Source organism: Streptomyces sp. NPDC101166 (genome assembly GCF_044768125.1).
Classification (GTDB): domain Bacteria; phylum Actinomycetota; class Actinomycetes; order Streptomycetales; family Streptomycetaceae; genus Streptomyces.
Genome location: NZ_JBIWPF010000004.1, coordinates 263561 through 279820, shown reverse-complemented (window position 1 = coordinate 279820; position 16260 = coordinate 263561). Strand labels below are relative to the sequence as shown.

General features: G+C 72.9%; 12 protein-coding genes. 9 read left to right on the top strand and 3 right to left on the bottom strand.

The window, feature by feature from the left end; all coding sequences use genetic code 11:
- Nucleotides 1–285 precede the first annotated feature (285 nt).
- Both ACIRS4_RS10110 and ACIRS4_RS10105 read right to left on the bottom strand, forming a co-directional pair.
- A complete protein-coding gene (locus ACIRS4_RS10110; protein WP_404192685.1) occupies nucleotides 286–2202 on the bottom strand; it encodes a phosphatase PAP2 family protein in 1917 nt (638 codons plus the stop codon).
- A 241-nt stretch (nucleotides 2203–2443) separates the two neighbouring features.
- Nucleotides 2444–3352: an N-acetylglucosamine kinase gene (locus ACIRS4_RS10105; RefSeq protein WP_404192682.1), complete on the bottom strand. Its 909-nt coding sequence runs from the start codon at nucleotides 3350–3352 to the stop codon at nucleotides 2444–2446.
- A gap of 319 nt (nucleotides 3353–3671) precedes the next feature.
- On the opposite strand from ACIRS4_RS10105, the gene ACIRS4_RS10100 reads away from it, so the two are divergent.
- The 5 genes from ACIRS4_RS10100 to ACIRS4_RS10080 all read left to right on the top strand — a co-directional run bounded on the left by ACIRS4_RS10100 (nucleotide 3672) and on the right by ACIRS4_RS10080 (nucleotide 10164).
- A complete protein-coding gene (locus tag ACIRS4_RS10100; protein ID WP_404192680.1) occupies nucleotides 3672–4799 on the top strand; it encodes an ROK family protein in 1128 nt (375 codons plus the stop codon).
- 277 nt (nucleotides 4800–5076) lie between these two features.
- A complete protein-coding gene (locus ACIRS4_RS10095; protein ID WP_404192677.1) occupies nucleotides 5077–6399 on the top strand; it encodes an ABC transporter substrate-binding protein in 1323 nt (440 codons plus the stop codon).
- Nucleotides 6400–6521: 122 nt separating this feature from the next.
- Nucleotides 6522–7433 (top strand): carbohydrate ABC transporter permease, encoded by a 912-nt coding sequence (locus ACIRS4_RS10090; RefSeq protein ID WP_404192674.1) that lies wholly within the window; start codon nucleotides 6522–6524, stop codon nucleotides 7431–7433.
- Nucleotides 7430–8332 (top strand): carbohydrate ABC transporter permease, encoded by a 903-nt coding sequence (locus ACIRS4_RS10085; protein ID WP_404192671.1) that lies wholly within the window; start codon nucleotides 7430–7432, stop codon nucleotides 8330–8332. The genes ACIRS4_RS10090 and ACIRS4_RS10085 overlap by 4 nt, the downstream gene beginning before the upstream one ends.
- 8 nt (nucleotides 8333–8340) lie before the next feature.
- Entirely contained in the window at nucleotides 8341–10164 is a 1824-nt protein-coding gene (locus ACIRS4_RS10080; protein ID WP_404192669.1) for a hypothetical protein, read from the top strand.
- 39 nt (nucleotides 10165–10203) lie between these two features.
- Here ACIRS4_RS10080 and ACIRS4_RS10075 read toward each other — a convergent pair whose 3' ends face one another.
- Nucleotides 10204–10842, bottom strand: a complete 639-nt coding sequence (locus ACIRS4_RS10075) for a nucleoside/nucleotide kinase family protein (RefSeq protein WP_404192665.1) — start codon at nucleotides 10840–10842, stop codon at nucleotides 10204–10206.
- A gap of 56 nt (nucleotides 10843–10898) precedes the next feature.
- Here ACIRS4_RS10075 and ACIRS4_RS10070 point away from each other — a divergent pair, with 56 nt between their 5' ends.
- The 4 genes from ACIRS4_RS10070 (at nucleotide 10899) to ACIRS4_RS10055 (ending at nucleotide 16210) form a co-directional block, all read left to right on the top strand.
- Nucleotides 10899–11294, top strand: coding sequence for a YybH family protein (locus tag ACIRS4_RS10070; protein ID WP_404192662.1), 396 nt, complete (start codon nucleotides 10899–10901; stop codon nucleotides 11292–11294).
- 79 nt (nucleotides 11295–11373) lie between these two features.
- On the top strand, nucleotides 11374–12117 hold the full coding sequence (locus ACIRS4_RS10065; protein WP_404192661.1) for an HAD family hydrolase: 744 nt from the start codon (nucleotides 11374–11376) through the stop codon (nucleotides 12115–12117).
- Nucleotides 12114–14468 carry a glycoside hydrolase family 65 protein gene (locus ACIRS4_RS10060; protein ID WP_404192658.1) on the top strand — a complete coding sequence of 785 codons (2355 nt, stop codon included), beginning with the start codon at nucleotides 12114–12116 and terminating at the stop codon, nucleotides 14466–14468. The genes ACIRS4_RS10065 and ACIRS4_RS10060 overlap by 4 nt, the downstream gene beginning before the upstream one ends.
- Nucleotides 14469–14686: 218 nt before the next feature.
- Nucleotides 14687–16210: a hypothetical protein gene (locus ACIRS4_RS10055; RefSeq protein ID WP_404192655.1), complete on the top strand. Its 1524-nt coding sequence runs from the start codon at nucleotides 14687–14689 to the stop codon at nucleotides 16208–16210.
- Nucleotides 16211–16260: the final 50 nt, after the last annotated feature.

Below are 16260 nucleotides of genomic sequence, written 5' to 3'. Positions count from 1 at the left end.
ACGGCGGCCCCACCAGGAGTGCGACCGCCGGGTGCCGAGCGCTGGGTCGTCCTGGACGCCGGGGACGGCCGGGAGCTGGCCCGTCTGCCGTTGGACAGCGTGGCCGCCGGTTCCCACCACCTCTCCCACCCCGACGGCGTCCACATGGGCCTGTGCGTCGGGGGGGCCAGGACGGCGTCCGGCTGCACTGACGCCCGGGGGAGAACGGCGCGCGGACCGCCGGGGCCGCTCAGGACGGGGCGGGGGCGGCGCCGGTCGACCCGGGCCGCCCCCGCCGTCAGGGCGTCACCGCTTCACGACACGCACCGACAGACCGTCCGCGGTGTAGAGCGGTACGGCCCGCAGCGCCTCGGAGTTCAGCTCGACGCGGGCGAAACGGCCGCGCAGCGCCGGGGCGTCGATCACGCGGAGGGTGCTGCCGGCGACCGGCGGGTTCGTCGCGTCCAGGCGCAGTGACAGCACGCTGTCCTCGCCCAGCACGACCCGCCGGGTCACGGTCAGCGCCGCCTGCCGCGCGTCCGCCCGCAGCGTCGACTCCAGCGTGCCCGCCTCCTGGGCGAACACGCCGTGCACCTGCGTCGGTTCGGCGACGCGCAGCGTCCCGCCCGCCACCCGCACGTCGTCGCGGCCCAGTGCGCGCGCCGACGCGGCGACGAGCACGCCGTCCTCGACGACCGTGCCGCCGCGGTAGCGGTTGTCGCCGCTCAGGGTGAGCGTGCCGGTGCCCCGCTTGGTCAGCGAGCCCCGGCCGTCGATGTCGTTGCGCCAGGCGTCGGCCGCGTGGAAACCGCCGGCCGCGGCGTCCAGGGTGACCGTCACATCGGAGTCGAACGCGCCGTAGCCGTCCGCCGCCGCGAACAGGTTGAGCCGGCCCCACTGCTCGAAGCCGTCCAGCAGCACGTACCCGGCGGGCAGCGCGGTGGTGCGCAGCACCTCCCGGCGCTGGGCCGCCGACAGGTACGGCAGCCGTGTCTCCAGCAGCGCCTCCGCGCCCTTGGGCACGGTCAGCGGCTCGTCGCCGCCCTCCCGCCGCAGCACGTAGGTCAGACGCGGCTCGACCGCGCGGGCGTTGGCCTCCCGGTCGGCGTACGGGTCGTCCGCGTCGGAGTGGGCGTACGCGAACAGGGTGTCGGCGGTCGTGCCGGTGCGCTGCGTGAAGTACGCCAGCGCCTGCGCCCGCGCCGCCGCCTTCAGCTCGGCGTTCGCCGGGTCGGCCAGCGTGGCCGCGGCGAGCGCCGTGGCCATGATCCGGCCCCCCATGACGTCGACGGTGGAGTGCATGCCCGACATGATCCGCGTGTGGCTGAGCTCCAGGGCCCGCGTCACCAGCTCCTGGAACCGCTCGGGCACGGCGTACGCGTACGCGAGCGCCGCCAGGTGGAAGGCGTTGGTGTGACCGCTCGGGAAGCCGCCGTCGTCGACGGGCGAGGCGCTGCGCTGGCGCAGCAGTTGCGGGGCGACCTTGACCTCGGAGTCGTAGACCGGGTAGCCGAGCGCGTCGGTCCTCCCGGTGTCGACGACCTCGCTGTCCTCGTTCATGCGCCACGGGCGCGGGTACTGGAAGGCGTACTTGCCCGGGTTGCCCGAGGCGTAGGGACCGCGCACCGTGTCGACGAGCTTGGCGACCAGGCCGAGGTCGGAGGTGTGGGAGCCGGCGCCCAGCGCGGAACCGGCGGGAGCGCCGGCCGGCACGGAGTCGTCGATCTTGGTCGGCGGAGTCGTGTCCGGGGCGCCGGTGATCGACGTGACCGCCTTGGCGCCCGCCTTGTACAGACCGGACAGCGGACCCAGGCCGCCGATCATCGCGTAGCTCTGGTGCTGGCGGTCGTAGAGGAACGCCTCCTTCGCCTGCGCCTCGGTGCGGGCGCCGGTGAGGCGCGCGCAGTAACGCATGTTGGCGCGCAGCACGTCGGGACGCAGCGGTGTGCCGGTGTTCCAGGCGGCGCCCGTCTTCCAGACCTGGGCCATGCCGCCGAGGATCCGCACCACGGCGTTGGTCTCGGGCGTGAGGTTCGTCAGGACGTTCGTCTTGTAGTCGTCCGCGAACGGGAGCGGCGCGGTGGCGGCCTTCGCGTCGGCGACGGCCGTCCAGGTGAGCAGGGTCGGGGCGGCGACCAGGGCGGTGGCCCCGCCCAGGGACGTCCTGAGGAAGCCCCTCCTGTTCACGGGGGAGATGACGCGGTGCCCGTCGGTAGACGGCATAGGTGTGCCTCTTTTCAGTTCTGCGGCCGTACGGCCGTGGAGGGGGGACGTGCGGATCCGGTGCGCTGCCGCGGGTCCCTGACGACCCGTGAGCCCGGAGTGTGCGTGCGTTCGAAGATCTACGGCCGGGCCGTGTCCCACCGACAAGGCCCCGACGACCGCGACATGTCCCACAGATGAACGGGCGGCCCCCGCCCGGCCCGGACCACCGGCGCGCTGCCCGCGCCCCGGGCGCCGCCGCTCACAGCAGCGTCCGCGCGAGCGTCACCGCTCCCTGGGCCGGGGGAGCGCTCAGCGGGTGGGTCCGGGCGCCGGGGAAGGACTCGGCGAGGGCCGTGGTGAAGGCGTCGTACAGGGCGGGCTGGGAGAGGATCGTGCCGCCCGCCACCACCACGTCGTCGACCGCGACGCCACGGGCGCCGAGCCGGGCGACGAGGGCGGCCAGCGAGCGGCCCCCCTCGGCGATCACGGCCGCGGCGAGGCGGGAGCCTTCGGCGGCGGCCGTGAAGACGGCGGGGGAGTGCCGGCCCCATTCGGCGGACGGGGACGACGCGGCCTCCAGGGCCGCGCACAGCGCCGGCACCTCGGCGACCCCGAACGCGCCGAGAAGCCCGCGCGCGAGGGCGTCGGGCTCCTCCCCGCGGTCGTGCGCGGCCCACACCGCGCGGGCCGCCTCCCGGACGAGACCGGCCGCGCCGCCCTCGTCGCCGAGGACCGCGCCCCAGCCGCCCACCTGGACGGACGTGCCGTCGGACAGCCGGCCCACCGCCACCGAACCGGTGCCGGCGACCAGGCCGACGCCCTTGTCGAGCCCCGCCGCGGGGACGAGGAGCTCGGCGTCGCCCACGACCAGCGCGGGCGCGTCGACGTGAGGTCCGAGCGCGGTGCGGATCCGCGCGCACTGGAGTTCCGTCTCGCAGGCGTGAGCGCCGACGGCCACAGCGGCCGGGCGTGCGCCCGCCGGCAGGGCGTCGGCGATCAGCGCGGCCAGCCAACGGGCGGCGGCCGCCGGGTCGTGAGGGCGCCAGCCCTCGCTCGGGCGGACCAGCTCGGCCACCGTGGTGCCGCCCGCCAGGGCGCGCAGATGGGTCTTGGTGCCGCCCACGTCGATGCCGACCACGAGGGCGCACGCGGGAGGGGAGTCCTGCACGGATCCTCTTTCGTCGTTGCGCGATGAAGCCATGTGCCGCGACGGTGGGCGAACCGTGCCGGGAGAGACGTGAAGAACTAGGGAAGCCCCGGGACGGGCTTCTGACGGACCACGGCAGGCGAGTACCGTGACGTTCGTTAGGAAGTTAACTAACGAAGTACAGTGCGTCAAGAGTGCGTCGCGCACCCGTCCGACGGCCGGTCCTCACGGTCCGCCGCGGCCCGCCGACGTCACGGCATCCCGTCACCGCATCCCCTGAGGGCGACCGCCCCCGGGAAGCGCGGCCCATGACCTGAGTGGGGAAAGTGTGGAACTCGACGTGGCAAGGACCCCCCGCCTGACCGAGAGCGCGGGCGCCGTGTTCACCGTGCTCGCCGAGGCGGGCGCCGCCACCCGGCCGCAGCTCGCGAGCCTCGCGGGCCTGTCCAAGCCGACGGTGTCCTCCGCCGTCGCGGAGCTGGAGGGCGCCCGGCTCGCCGCCCACTCCGGCACCGCCTCCAGCGGCACGGGCCGCTCCGCGGCCGTCTACCGACTCGGCCCGGCCGCCGGGGCCGTGCTCGCCGTCGATCTCGGCCCCGCCGTGACCCGGGTGCGCGGCTGCGCCCTGGACGGCGCGCTGCTCGCCGAGGCGGCCGGTCCCCGGGAGGACGCCGTCGACGTGGTGCGCGAGGCGCTCGGCGCGCTGCCCCGCGCCGCCCCGCTGCGCGCCATCGTCGTCGCCGTCGGCGACGTCACCGCGCGGGAGGGCGCCGGCATGCGCCCGGCGACCGCCAAGGCCGGTCCCGTCTTCGACGCCGTGCGGGTCGCGCTGCCACGCGGAGTCCCCGTCCACCTGGAGAACAACGTCAACTGCGCGGCGCTGGCCGAGCTCCACGAGGGCGCCGCCCGGGGCCGCGACACCTTCGGCTACCTGCGCATCGGCGTGGGCATCGGCCTCGGCATCGTCGTCGGCGGCCGGGTCCTGCGCGGGGCGAACGGCGCCGCCGGAGAGCTGGCCCGGCTGCCCTACCCCTGGGACGACGGCCGTGAGCCGCGCCGCGAGGCGCTGGAGGACTACATCGGCGCGCGCTCCCTGCTGCGCAGGGCCGCCGACGCCTGGCCGGACGCCGACGGGCCCTGCCCGCGCACCACCGAGCGGCTCCTGGCCCTCGCCGGGGAGGGGAGCCGGGCGGCCCGCGCGGTCGTCGACCGTCACGCCGTGGACGTGGGCCGGCTGACCGCCGCCGTGACCGCCGTGCTGGATCCCGGCCTGATCGTGCTGGGCGGCAGCACCGGCGCCGACCCGCAGCTCCTGCCCGGTGTCCGGGCCGAGCTGGAGCGGCTGAGCTGGCCCACCGACGTGGTCAGCAGCACGATCGGCGATCTCGGCACCGTCGTGGGGGCGGCGCGGCTCGCCGTCGCCCGGGGAGTCCAAACCGTGACCGAAGCGGCCGGGGCGAAGGATTGACGGCCTCCGACTCGGTCTGCCAATGTCCGGACAAGCGCTTTCTAAGTCGGCCGGGACGCCGACTCGGGGTGAGCGTCCCGCCCGTACTTCGAGGTACGGCAGCCACGCGAGGGCGTGCTCGCGTGACGACGGCCATGGCGGCCGGGGATCCCCACCCGTCAGGATGGCTGCGGCCGGGCGAGGCCGCGCCCCCGGAAAGCGAAATCACCTGCAAATTGCACCCGTGCCGCCTCGGCTGGCGCCGTGCTCCGTCCAGTACGACGAAAAGGGATCGAAAATGACCAGTGTGGGTGTGCGGCGCTCCCGCCGACTCGGCCGCGGCGGCATTCGCCGTGTGGTTCCCCTCGCTGCCGTGGCCACGGCAGGTGCCCTTCTGCTCTCCGCCTGCGGGTCGGGCGGCGACTCGGGCGGCAACGCCAAGGCGCTGACGTTCTGGATCTCCACGGTTCCGGGGCAGGACGCGGGCTGGAAGAACGCGGTCGCGCAGTACAAGAAGGAAACCGGCGTCGACGTCAAGCTCGTCAACATCCCCTACGACGGCTACCCGACGAAGCTGCACAACGCCGCTCAGGCGAACTCCCTGCCCGACGTGGCGACCGTGCCGGCGCTGGACCCGATCTGGTCGAGCAAGCTGATCGACCTCAGCTCCATCGCCAACAACAAGAGCAACAAGATCAACGGCAACTTCCTCGCCAAGGACTCCTCCGGCAAGGTGCTGGCCATCCCCTCGGACGTGACCGCGTCCGGTCTCTACATCAACAAGACGCTCTTCGAGAAGGCCGGCGTCGCCTTCCCGAGCTCGCCGCAGAAGACCTGGACCTGGACCGACTTCATCAAGGCGGCGAACACGGTCCGTGAGAAGACCAAGGCCAAGTACTCCCTGACCTTCGACCAGTCGCCGTCCCGGCTGCGCGCCATGGTGTACGAGATGGGCGGCAAGTACGTCCACGCGGACTCCTCCGGCAAGTTCTCGGTGGACGAGGCGACCAAGAAGGCCGTGAACACCTTCGTCGGATGGAACGACGACAAGACCATGCCGAAGTCGGTGTGGACCAGCGGCGCCGACCCGTCCGCCATGTTCCAGAGCGGTGACGTGGTCGCCTACTGGTCCGGCGTGTGGCAGGTGCCCGCCTTCGCGGAGAGCATCAAGAAGTTCGAGTGGGCGAGCGTCCCGACTCCCGCCCAGCCCGTGCAGGCCAGCGACGTCAACAGCGGCGGTCTGACGGTCGGCTTCAACAACAACGGCGAGGCGGCCACCGCCGCGTCGAAGTTCCTGACCTGGCTGTACGAGCCGGCCCACTACCAGGCGCTGTGCGAGGCGTCCGGCTTCCTGCCGGTCGAGAGCGGACTGAACCCGAAGTACCCCTTCACCTCCGCGGCGGCGCAGGCGGCGTTCAAGCTGTACAACGAGTCGATCCCGCTCTACGCCCCGATCTCCGGCTACTTCAACACCGCGCAGACCAACTGGGTGCTGAAGGGCAAGAGCCTCACCGAGGACCCGACCAAGACGGAGCTCGGCAAGGCGATCAACGGCCAGCAGTCGCCCGACAAGGCTCTGGAGAACATCGTGGCCGGCTACAACCAGCAGGTCGGCGGCTGATCGCAGACCACAGGTCCGGGCGGTGGATCGACCGACACCGCCGCCCGGCCCTGGCGCCCAGGTGACGCCGGGCTCATGACATGGGCCCACAGCAATCCAACCCCCAGCACGGAGTCTGCAAGATGACAAAACGCGCCTCGGACGTGTCCGCGAGCCCGGCCAGGAGACGAAGTAAGTACACCCTCGCGCCGCTCGTCCTCATCGCGGCCAACGTCGTGCTCTTCTCGCTGTTCTTCGTCTGGCCGGCGGTGATCGGGCTCATCTACTCGTTCACGAACTACACGGGTGTCGGGGCGTTCCAGTTCATCGGGCTGGACAACTACCACAACCTGGTCGGGGACTCCACGTTCTACGACGCGCTGAGCCGGACGCTGCTGTACACCGTGCTCTTCGTACCGCTGAACTTCGCCGTCTCGCTGCTCGCCGCCAACCTGCTGGTGAGCAAGCACGCCAAGGGCGCCTCGGTCGCCCGCGTCATCTTCTTCATCCCGTGGCTGCTGTCGCCCATCGTCGTGGGCGTCCTGTGGCGGTGGCTGTTCGGTGAGAACTTCGGGCTCGTCAACTACGTCATCGAGCAGTTCGGCGGAAGCGCCGTCCCGTGGCAGTCGAACGCGGACCTGTCGCTGCTCGTGGTGGTGATGGCGGCGTCCTGGGCCTGGACGGGCTTCTCGATGCTGCTGTTCATCGCGGCGATCAAGAACGTGCCGGTGTCGTACTACGAGGCGGCCTCGCTCGACGGCGCCGGCCCGTGGCGCCAGTTCTTCAGCATCACGCTGCCGAGCATTGCGCCCACCTCGTTCATCGTCATCCTGCTCAACACGATCAACGCGATGAAGGAGTACCCGGTGTTCGTCGCCCTCAACAACGGCGGACCCGGCACCTCGAACAACCTGCTCGTCCAGTACATCTACGAGACCGGCTTCAAACGGGGCCAGATCGGCTACGCGAGCGCCGCCTCGTTCGTGCTCATGCTCATCCTGATGGCCGTCGCGATCGTCCAGCTGATCGTCAACCGGCGGGTGGAGAACCGATGACAACCACAGACATGCCCCGCCCGCTCGACGCCGACGCCAGGCAGCCCGTCGTCAGGAAGCGTCCCTCCAAGGCGGCCACCGGCGGGATCCGGCAGGCGGTGTCCGCGACGACCCTGCTGTGGATCATGGCGTGCCTGTACGGGTTGCCGGTGCTGTGGTTCATCCTCAGCGCCTTCAAGCCGGCCAGCGACCTGTTCTCCTATCCGCTGACGCTGGTTCCCCACAACCCCACCCTGACGGGGTTCAAGGCGGCGTGGGACAGCGCCAACTTCTCCCAGTACTTCATCAACACGGCCATCGTGTGCGTGATCACGACGATCCTCACGGTGGGGGTCAGCTGCTGCACCGGGTACGCGCTGGCCAAGTACGACAACAAGTGGCTCAAGGTCTTCTTCGTCTGCATCCTGGCCACCACGATGCTGCCGGGCGAGGTCATGCTCGCCCCGGAGTTCCTGGTGGTCCGCAACCTCGGCCTCTACAACTCCTTCGCCGGCATCATCCTCCCGGCCGTGCTGACCGCGACCGGATGCTTCATGTTCCGCCAGTTCTTCCTGACGGTGCCCGACGAACTCGTGGAAGCCGCGCGCATCGACGGTGCCCGCGAACTCGCGATCTTCGCGCGGATCATGGTGCCGCTCTCTCGGCCCATCATGCTGACCCTCGCCATCCTCTCCTTCCAGTGGCGGTGGAACGACTACATCTGGCCGCTGCTGATGCTCAACGACCCCAACAAGTTCACCGTGCAGATCGGCATCCAGAGCATCGTCGGCGCGCAGAACATCAACTGGTCGGTCCTGCTGGGCGCGTCGGTCATCTCCATGATCCCGCTGATCGCCATCTTCCTGGTCTTCCAGCGCTATGTCATGGGCGCCGACATCAACGCCGGACTGAAGGACTGACCGTACCCGTGCACCTCCTCCACCAGCGCGGCCCGCTGCACGATCTGCCGGACACGCCCGAGGCATACGACGCCGTCCTCGCCGACGTCGTCGAGCAGGCCCTGCGGCGGATCACGCCGGAAGGCAACCTCGAGCACCCGGACTGCGACGACGACATCGGCGACACCTCCCTCGGCATCACCTCGCTCCTCGCGCTCGCCTGGCAGCGCGGCAAGGACCCGAGGCTGCCGGAGGCGGTGCGCCGCAGCCTCGCCTTCCATCTGCGCGAGCGGGTCTACACCGACGACAACCCCGGCTACCCCAACCTGCGCCTGCGCGACTCCCGCCTGCCGTACGCCCGCTACGTGCTGGAGCCCGGCGCACACCCGATCGGCGACTGGCCCAGCACCGTGTGGGCGCTGCTCCAGCTGGTCGACGTGCTGGAGCTCGCCGACGGCCTCCTCGACGACGAACAGCGGCGGGAACTGGCGCTGCTCGGCCACGGCTACTGGCGCTGGCTGACCGAGGCGACCTTCTTCAACCCGCAGGAGGCCGGCAACCAGGCCATCGGCTGCGTCGTCGGCGGCCTGATGCTGGCCCGCCACCTCCCGCAGGAGGGGGCGGCGGTCCGCGCACGGGCGCTGCGGCTCTACACCGACGAGATCCGCGCCCACCGGGTCCGCGACCGGGGCGCCCTGCTGCCCCCCGAGCACGGCGGCGCCTACGACAACAACTACGGCCCGATCTCCCTGTCCTTCCTCGCCCAGGCCCACCGGGTCAGCGGCGAGGAGGTCTTCGCCGAGGACGGCGACACGCTGGCCCGCTACATCGACGCCCGGCTGACCGGCGGCGGCTTCGACAACGGCGGCCCCCGCTACAGCGAACAGCACTCCGCCTTCGAATCCGTCCTGGGCCTGCGCTACTTCGGTCAGCGCATCGGCGCCGACCTCGGCCGCTACCGGGGCGACAGCCGCTGGGCCCGCTACGCGGTCAAGCCGGACGGCGGGGTCGACGGCCACTTCGCGTGGATGCTCGTCTGGCAGATCCAGGACGACAGCCGCTGGCAGCGCACCCCCTCCACCGCGCCCAAGCGCCACCAGCTGCGCTCCGGGACCGTCTCCGTGGCCTTCGACGACCGGATGACCCCCGCGATCGTCGAGGCGGGCGGCGCCTACTGCCTGCCCGCCGCGGTCGGCCGCCAGCACGGCTTCGGCCCCGTGACCGACGGCTTCCTGCTCTGCCGCCCCATGGGCGAGGTCCGCGTCCGCGACCTGAGCGCCGGGAACCTCACCGCCAAGCTGGTCACCAAGCCGGTCGTCGGCCGCGACCACGTCCTGCGGTACGTGCGCTCCCTGTACGTCACCGACGGCGCGACCCTGTGGGCCACGGTCGCCGTGGAACGCCTCGACGGCACGCCGTACCTCCTGGCCGGCCTGCCCTACGCCGAGGACGACGGCGACCGGGTACGGCGCACCTCCCAGGTGGCGGTCGCCTCCGCGGGCCCCCTGCGGCTGACCCACCCCGACGGCCAGGGCCCCGACCGCTTCGACGCCCGCGGCGAACTCACCCAGGAACAGGCGGCCTTCGCCCTCGCCGCCGACCCGCGCGGCTACGGCAACCCCGACGAGGGCTGGAGCCACCTGGTCGCCTCCACCGCCCTGGAGGCCGGCCCCGTCCCCGACGGCCCCGACGACCTGCACGTCTTCGCCGTGCGCTACGGCGCGTCGGAGCCGCTCACGGTGCGGGTCGAACGCACCCCCGAGGGGCTCACCGTACGGACGGCCCGCTTCACCGCCGTACTCGGCCCCGACGACGCCCACGGCGAACCGGAGCTGACCCTGCTCCCCACCTGACCGCGCCCTGCGGCGGGGCAAACGTTGCCTGCCGGGGCACTAGAACCCGGGACGGACCACCAGGTCGGCCCGCTCCCGGGTCGCCGCCACCAGATCGGCGTTGCGCTGGTCCGTGCCCAGCACCCAGGCCAGCGCCTCGGCGGGTCCCTTGCCGAACTCCTCGTGCCGGGCGACCAGCCGGCGCACCCGCTCCTCCTCGTCCGTCTCGCAGAACCACACCTCGTCCAGCGCGGCCCGCACCCGCGCCCACGCGCCCGTGCCCAGCAGCAGGTAGTTGCCCTCCGTCACGATCAGCCGCGCCTGCGGCGGCACCGGGAGCGCGCCCGCCAACGGCTGCTCCAGCACCCGTTCGAAGCCCGGCGCGTACACCACGTCGTCACCGCCCGCCTCCTCCCGCAGCCGCCGCAACAGCGCCGCGTACCCGGCCGCGTCGAACGTGTCGGGCGCGCCCTTGCGGCCGCGCCGGCCGAGCCGGTCGAGCTCGGCGTCCGCCAGATGGAAGCCGTCCATCGGCACATGCGCCGCCCACGGCGCCCCGCCGCCGTTCAGCTCCCCCACCAGCCGCTCGGCGAGGGTCGTCTTGCCCGAGCCCGGGCTGCCGGCGATCCCGAGGAACGCCCGCTCACCGCCCCGGACGAGTCGCCGGGCACGGGTCACCAGTTCGTCGAAAGTGAGCACACAGCAGAGTGTCGCAGTCCCCTGGGAGGAGACCCGTAGGGGGAGAGGAGGAGTACGTGCCGGAGGACGACAAGCAGATCCGCGCCCTGATCACCCGCTGGGCTCAGGCCGTGCACGAAGGTGACATCCAGGCCGTCCTCGCCGACCACGCCGAGGACCTCCTGCTGTACCACGTCACCCCGCCCCACGAGGGCATCCGGGGGCTCGCCGCCTACCGGGTGCTCTGGCCGCCGTTCTTCGCCTGGCAGGCGCTGGGCGCCCGGTTCGAGATCGACACCCTGGACGTCGTCGCCGGCGCCGACGTCGCCTACGCCCACGCGCTGCTGCGCTGCGGCACCCCCGAGGAACTCGCCGAACGGCCCACGCTGCGGCTGCGCCTGACGTTCGGTCTGCGCAAGGAGCACGGCCGCTGGGTGATCGCCCACGAACACCACTCCTTCCCGCACGACTGAGGCTGAGGCACCCCCCGTGACGGCTCGATGTGGCGCGCGCCACACCGATGGCGGCCCCGTGCGGGGGAACGGGACCTGTATGACGACGACGCTCGGACTCCCCGGCACCATCCAGGCCTGCCTCTTCGACCTCGACGGGGTCGTCACCCGGACGGCCGTGGTGCACGCGGCCGCGTGGAAGGAGGCGTTCGACGCGTTCCTGCGCGAACGCGACGGCGACGGCTTCCGCCCGTTCGACCCGTCCCACGACTACGACGAGTACGTCGACGGCCGCCCCCGCGCCGACGGCGTCCGCACCTTCCTCACCTCACGCGGCATCACCCTGCCCGAGGGCAGTCCCGACGACCCACCGGACGCGCCCACCGTCCACGGCCTCGGCAACCGCAAGAACGACCTGCTGCTGGAGAAGATCCGCACCCAGGGCGTCGAGCCCTACGAGGGCACCCTGCGCTACCTCGCCGCCGTCCGCGCCCGGGGCCTGCGCACGGCGATCGTCTCCTCCAGTGCCAACACCCGCGACGTGCTGCGCTCGATCGACGCCGAGGACCTGTTCGAGGTGCGGATCGACGGTGTGGTCGCCGCCGAGCGCGGACTGCCGGGCAAGCCCCGCCCCGACACCTTCCTCGCCGCCGCCCGCGACCTCGGCGTCGAGCCGTCCCACGCCGCCGTCTTCGAGGACGCGCTCGCCGGCATGGACGCCGGCCGCTCCGGGCACTTCGGCTACGTCGTCGGCGTCGACCGGGTGGGTCAGACCGACGCCCTGTACGCGCACGGAGCCGACATCGTCGTCAAGGACCTCGCCGACCTGGGGGGAAGCGAGTGATCACCGACCGTTCCTACGCCGTCGACCCCTGGTGCGTGCGCGAAACCCACCTCAAGCTCGACGTCCTCGCCCAGAGCGAGTCCGTGTTCGCCCTGTCCAACGGGCACGTCGGCTGGCGCGGCAACCTCGACGAGGGTGAACCGCACGGCCTGCCCGGCTCCTACCTCAACGGCGTCCACGAAGTGCACCCCCTGCCCTACGCCGAGGCCGGATACGGCTACCCGGAGTCCGGGCAGACCGTCATCAACGTCACCAACGGCAAGATCGTGCGGCTCCTCGTCGACGACGAGCCCTTCGACCTGCGCTACGGACGCCTCGTCTCCCACGAACGCGTCCTCGACCTGCGCCGCGGCGTCCTGGAACGCACCTGCGAATGGACCTCGCCGGCCGGGTCCACCGTCCGGGTGCGCTCCACCCGGCTGGTCTCCCTCACCCAGCGGGCCGTCGCCGCCGTCGCCTACGAGGTCGAGGCCGTCGACAGCCGCTCACGCGTCGTCATCCAGTCGGAACTGGTCGCCAACGAGAGCCTGCCCGAGCCGGACGGCGACCCGCGTGCGGCGAAGGCCCTGAAGTCGCCGCTGGAACCCGAGGAGGACGTCGCCGTCGACCGTCGGCTGCGCCTGGTCCACCGCACCAAGCGCAGCGGCCTGCGCGTCGCGGTGGCCGCCGACCACGAGATCAGCGGCCCCGAGCGGACCACCGCCAGCGCGGAGAGCAACGTCGACGTCGCCCGACTCACCGTCACCTCCGTGCTGGAGCCCGGCGAGACGCTCCGCGTGGAGAAACTCGTCGCGCACGGCTGGTCCGGGGCCCGCTCCCGGCCCGCGATGAGCGACCAGGTCGAGGCGGCCCTCGCCGCCGCGGGACACAGCGGCTGGCAGGGCCTCCTCGACGACCAGCGGGCCTACCTCGACGACTTCTGGGCGCGCGCCGACGTCGAGGTCGACGGCGACGAGAAGATCCAGCAGGCCGTCCGCTTCGCCCTTTTCCACGTCCTCCAGGCCGGCGCCCGCGCCGAGGGCCGGGCCATCCCCGCCAAGGGCCTGACCGGCTCCGGCTACGACGGCCACGCCTTCTGGGACACCGAGACGTTCGTGCTGCCCCTGCTCACCTACACCGCGCCCGATTCCGTCGCCGAGGCGCTGCGCTGGCGGCAGCAGACCCTGCCCGCCGCCCGTGAGCGCGCCGCCCAACTCGGCCTGCGCGGGGTTGCGTTCCCCTGGCGCACCATCGAGGGCTCGGAAGGCTCCGCCTACTGGCCGGCCGGCACCGCAGCCTTCCACGTCAACGCCGACATAGCCGACGCCGTCGTCCGCTACGTCGCCGCGACCGGCGACACCGGCTTCGAGGCGGAGACCGGCGTCGAACTGCTCGTGGAGACCGCCCGGTTGTGGCGCTCCCTCGGCCACCACGACGCCCACGGCGTCTTCCACATAGACGGCGTCACCGGCCCCGACGAGTACAGCGCCGTCGCCGACGACAACACGTACACCAACCTGATGGCCCGCGCGAACCTCCTCGCCGCCGCCGACGTGGTGGAACGCCACCCCCGCGAGGCCGCCGAGCTCGGCGTGGACGAGGAGGAGAGCGCTGCCTGGCGGGACGCCGCCATGTCCGTGCACATCCCGTACAACGACGAACTCCGCGTCCACGAACAGCACGCCGGCTTCACCCGCTACCAGCGCTGGGACTTCGCCGGCACCCGCGCCGAGCAGTACCCCCTGATGCTGCACTTCCCGTACTTCGACCTCTACCGCAAACAGGTCGTCAAACAGGCGGACCTGGTGCTGGCGATGTACGTCTGCGGCAGTCACTTCGAGGAGGAGTACGACGACGAGCAGGTCGCCCGGAACTTCGCCTACTACGAGCCGCTGACCGTGCGGGACTCCTCCCTGTCGGCGTGCGGGCAGGCCGTCGTCGCCGCCCAGGCCGGCCATCTGGACCTGGCCTACGCCTACACGGCCGAGGCGGCCCTGATGGACCTGGAGAACCTCCAGCAGAACACCCGCGACGGCCTGCACATCGCCTCCCTCGCCGGCGCCTGGACGGCTCTGGTCGCCGGGTTCGGCGGCCTGCGCCGGCACGGCGACAGCCTGCGCTTCGCACCCCGGCTGCCCGAGCGGTTCAGCCGCCTCGCCTTCAGCGTCCAGATCCGGGGCCGCCGGCTGCGGGTGGAGGTCGGCCCCGACAAGGCCGTCTACACCCTGTTGTCCGGCGAGGCGCTGACGATCCACCACCACGGCAGCGCGCTCACGCTGAACGGCGACGGCCCCGTGGCGCGCACGGTGCCGCCGCAGCGGTCCCGCCCGGCGCCCGAACAGCCCCCGCACCGCGCCCCGCGAGCCCGCTGACCGCGCGCCGATCGCCGCGCCCGGTGTCCCGTCCGCCGTCGACGGGCGCCGGGCGGGCGGCACCCGGCTGATCTCCGTCCTGCGCCACCGCCCGAACCGGGTTACCTTGATCGTGTTTTTCGCGGTTCGCGCTGTCTCGCCGTTCCGCGACCCCGGGATTCCCCGCGCGGCGGATCCGGGACCGCCCGGCTCTCCCGCGTCCGGAACGAGGGGTGCAGATGGCCCACGGCACGAACGCCCTGCCGATCGGTCGGCAGCGCGGCTCACCGGCGAGCGCGCCCGGCTCCCGCCGGACACTCGGCGTCCGCCCGCTCGCCGCCGTGGCCGCCGCCTTCACCCTCGCCCAACTCCTGCTCGTCGTCCCCGGTGCGGGAATCGGCTTCGGCCCCGGCTTCGGTCTGGGCCTCGGCTGGGACGAGACCGTGTACGTCAGCCAGGTCTCCGCCCAGGCCCCGCCCGCCTTCTTCAGCGCGCCCCGTGCCCGGGGCGTCACCCTGCTGGTGGCGCCGGTCACCTCCTGGTCCACCTCCACGACACTGCTGCGCGTCCACCTCGCGCTGCTGTCCGGCGTCGGCCTGTACCTCGCCCTGCGCGTCTGGCGCGGACTGTTCCCGGCCCGTGTCCTGGCCCTGGCCGGCGCCCTCTTCGCCACCCTGTGGGTGACCCTTTTCTACGGCCCGGCGGCCATGCCCAACCAGTGGGTCGGCCTCGGGGCGCTCGCCTGCGCCGGCTGCCTGCTCAGGGCCCGCGCCGACCACCGCGACCGGGCCGCCCTGTGGGGGGTGGCGGCGGGGGCGGCGCTCATGGCGTGGATGCGGCCCACCGACGCCGTCTGGATCGCGCCGCCGCTGCTCGCCCTCGCCCTCGCGGGCCGTCACGTCCGCGCCGCCCTCGTCCTCGTCTCAGGCCTGGCGACCGGCGTCGTGCAGTGGGTGATCGAGGCGTACACCAGCCACGGCGGACCCCTGCGGCGGCTCGCGGAGGGCTCCCGCATCCAGGGCGGGCTCGGCCGCAACCTCGCCGTCGACGACCAGATGCGCGCTCTGATCGGCCGGGCCCTGTGCCGCCCGTGCACCGGCCCGCTGCCGAACCCGGTCATCACCGCCTGGTGGGTCCTGCTGCCGCTGCTCGCCGCCCTCGGCCTCGCCGTCGCGGTACGGGCCGGGCGGACGGCGCCCACGCTGCTCCTCCTCGTCTGCGCCACGACCGCCGCCGTGCCCTACCTGTTCCTCATCGGCTACGCGGCGCCCCGCTTCCTCCAGCCCGTCTACGCGCTGCTCGCGATCCCGGTCGCCGACGCCCTGTTCCACCTGGTCACCCGGCCCGACGGCCGATGGCGCCCGGCCGCCGCCGTGCTGACCGCCCTCCTGCTGACCGGCCATCTGGCGGGGCAGTACGTCGTCCTGGACCGCCTGGTGGACCGCACCGCCGCCGACCGCCTCGACTGGGCGCGCACCGCGGCCGACCTGCGCCGGCTGGGCGTACGGCCGCCCTGTCTGCTCACCGGGACCGAGGCCATCCCCGTCGCCTTCTACGCAGGCTGCTCCTCCGCCGCCACCAGCGGCAACAACGCCAACGCCACCGAGGCGGACATCCTGGACACCGCGCGCCGCGTCCCCACCGCCGCCCTCTCCCCACCGGGCGGCCCACCGCCCCGCTACGCCCGGTCCTGGACCCGCCGTCCGTCGGCGGGCCTGGACCTGCACCTGGCCCCACGACCCGACGGGGGCGGCCCGGGATGAGGCGACGCACGGGACACCCGGCCGGCGCCCCTTGCGGACGCAAGGCCGAC

Excerpts from the sequence above, each read along its gene's own strand:
- ACIRS4_RS10065 (WP_404192661.1), top strand. The coding sequence starts at position 11,374 with ATGACGACGACGCTCGGACTCCCCGGCACCATCCAGGCCTGCCTCTTC.
- ACIRS4_RS10090 (WP_404192674.1), top strand. The coding sequence starts at position 6,522 with ATGACAAAACGCGCCTCGGACGTGTCCGCGAGCCCGGCCAGGAGACGA.
- ACIRS4_RS10085 (WP_404192671.1), top strand. The coding sequence starts at position 7,430 with ATGACAACCACAGACATGCCCCGCCCGCTCGACGCCGACGCCAGGCAG.
- ACIRS4_RS10110 (WP_404192685.1), bottom strand. The coding sequence starts at position 2,202 with ATGCCGTCTACCGACGGGCACCGCGTCATCTCCCCCGTGAACAGGAGG.
- ACIRS4_RS10095 (WP_404192677.1), top strand. The coding sequence starts at position 5,077 with ATGACCAGTGTGGGTGTGCGGCGCTCCCGCCGACTCGGCCGCGGCGGC.
- ACIRS4_RS10055 (WP_404192655.1), top strand. The coding sequence starts at position 14,687 with ATGGCCCACGGCACGAACGCCCTGCCGATCGGTCGGCAGCGCGGCTCA.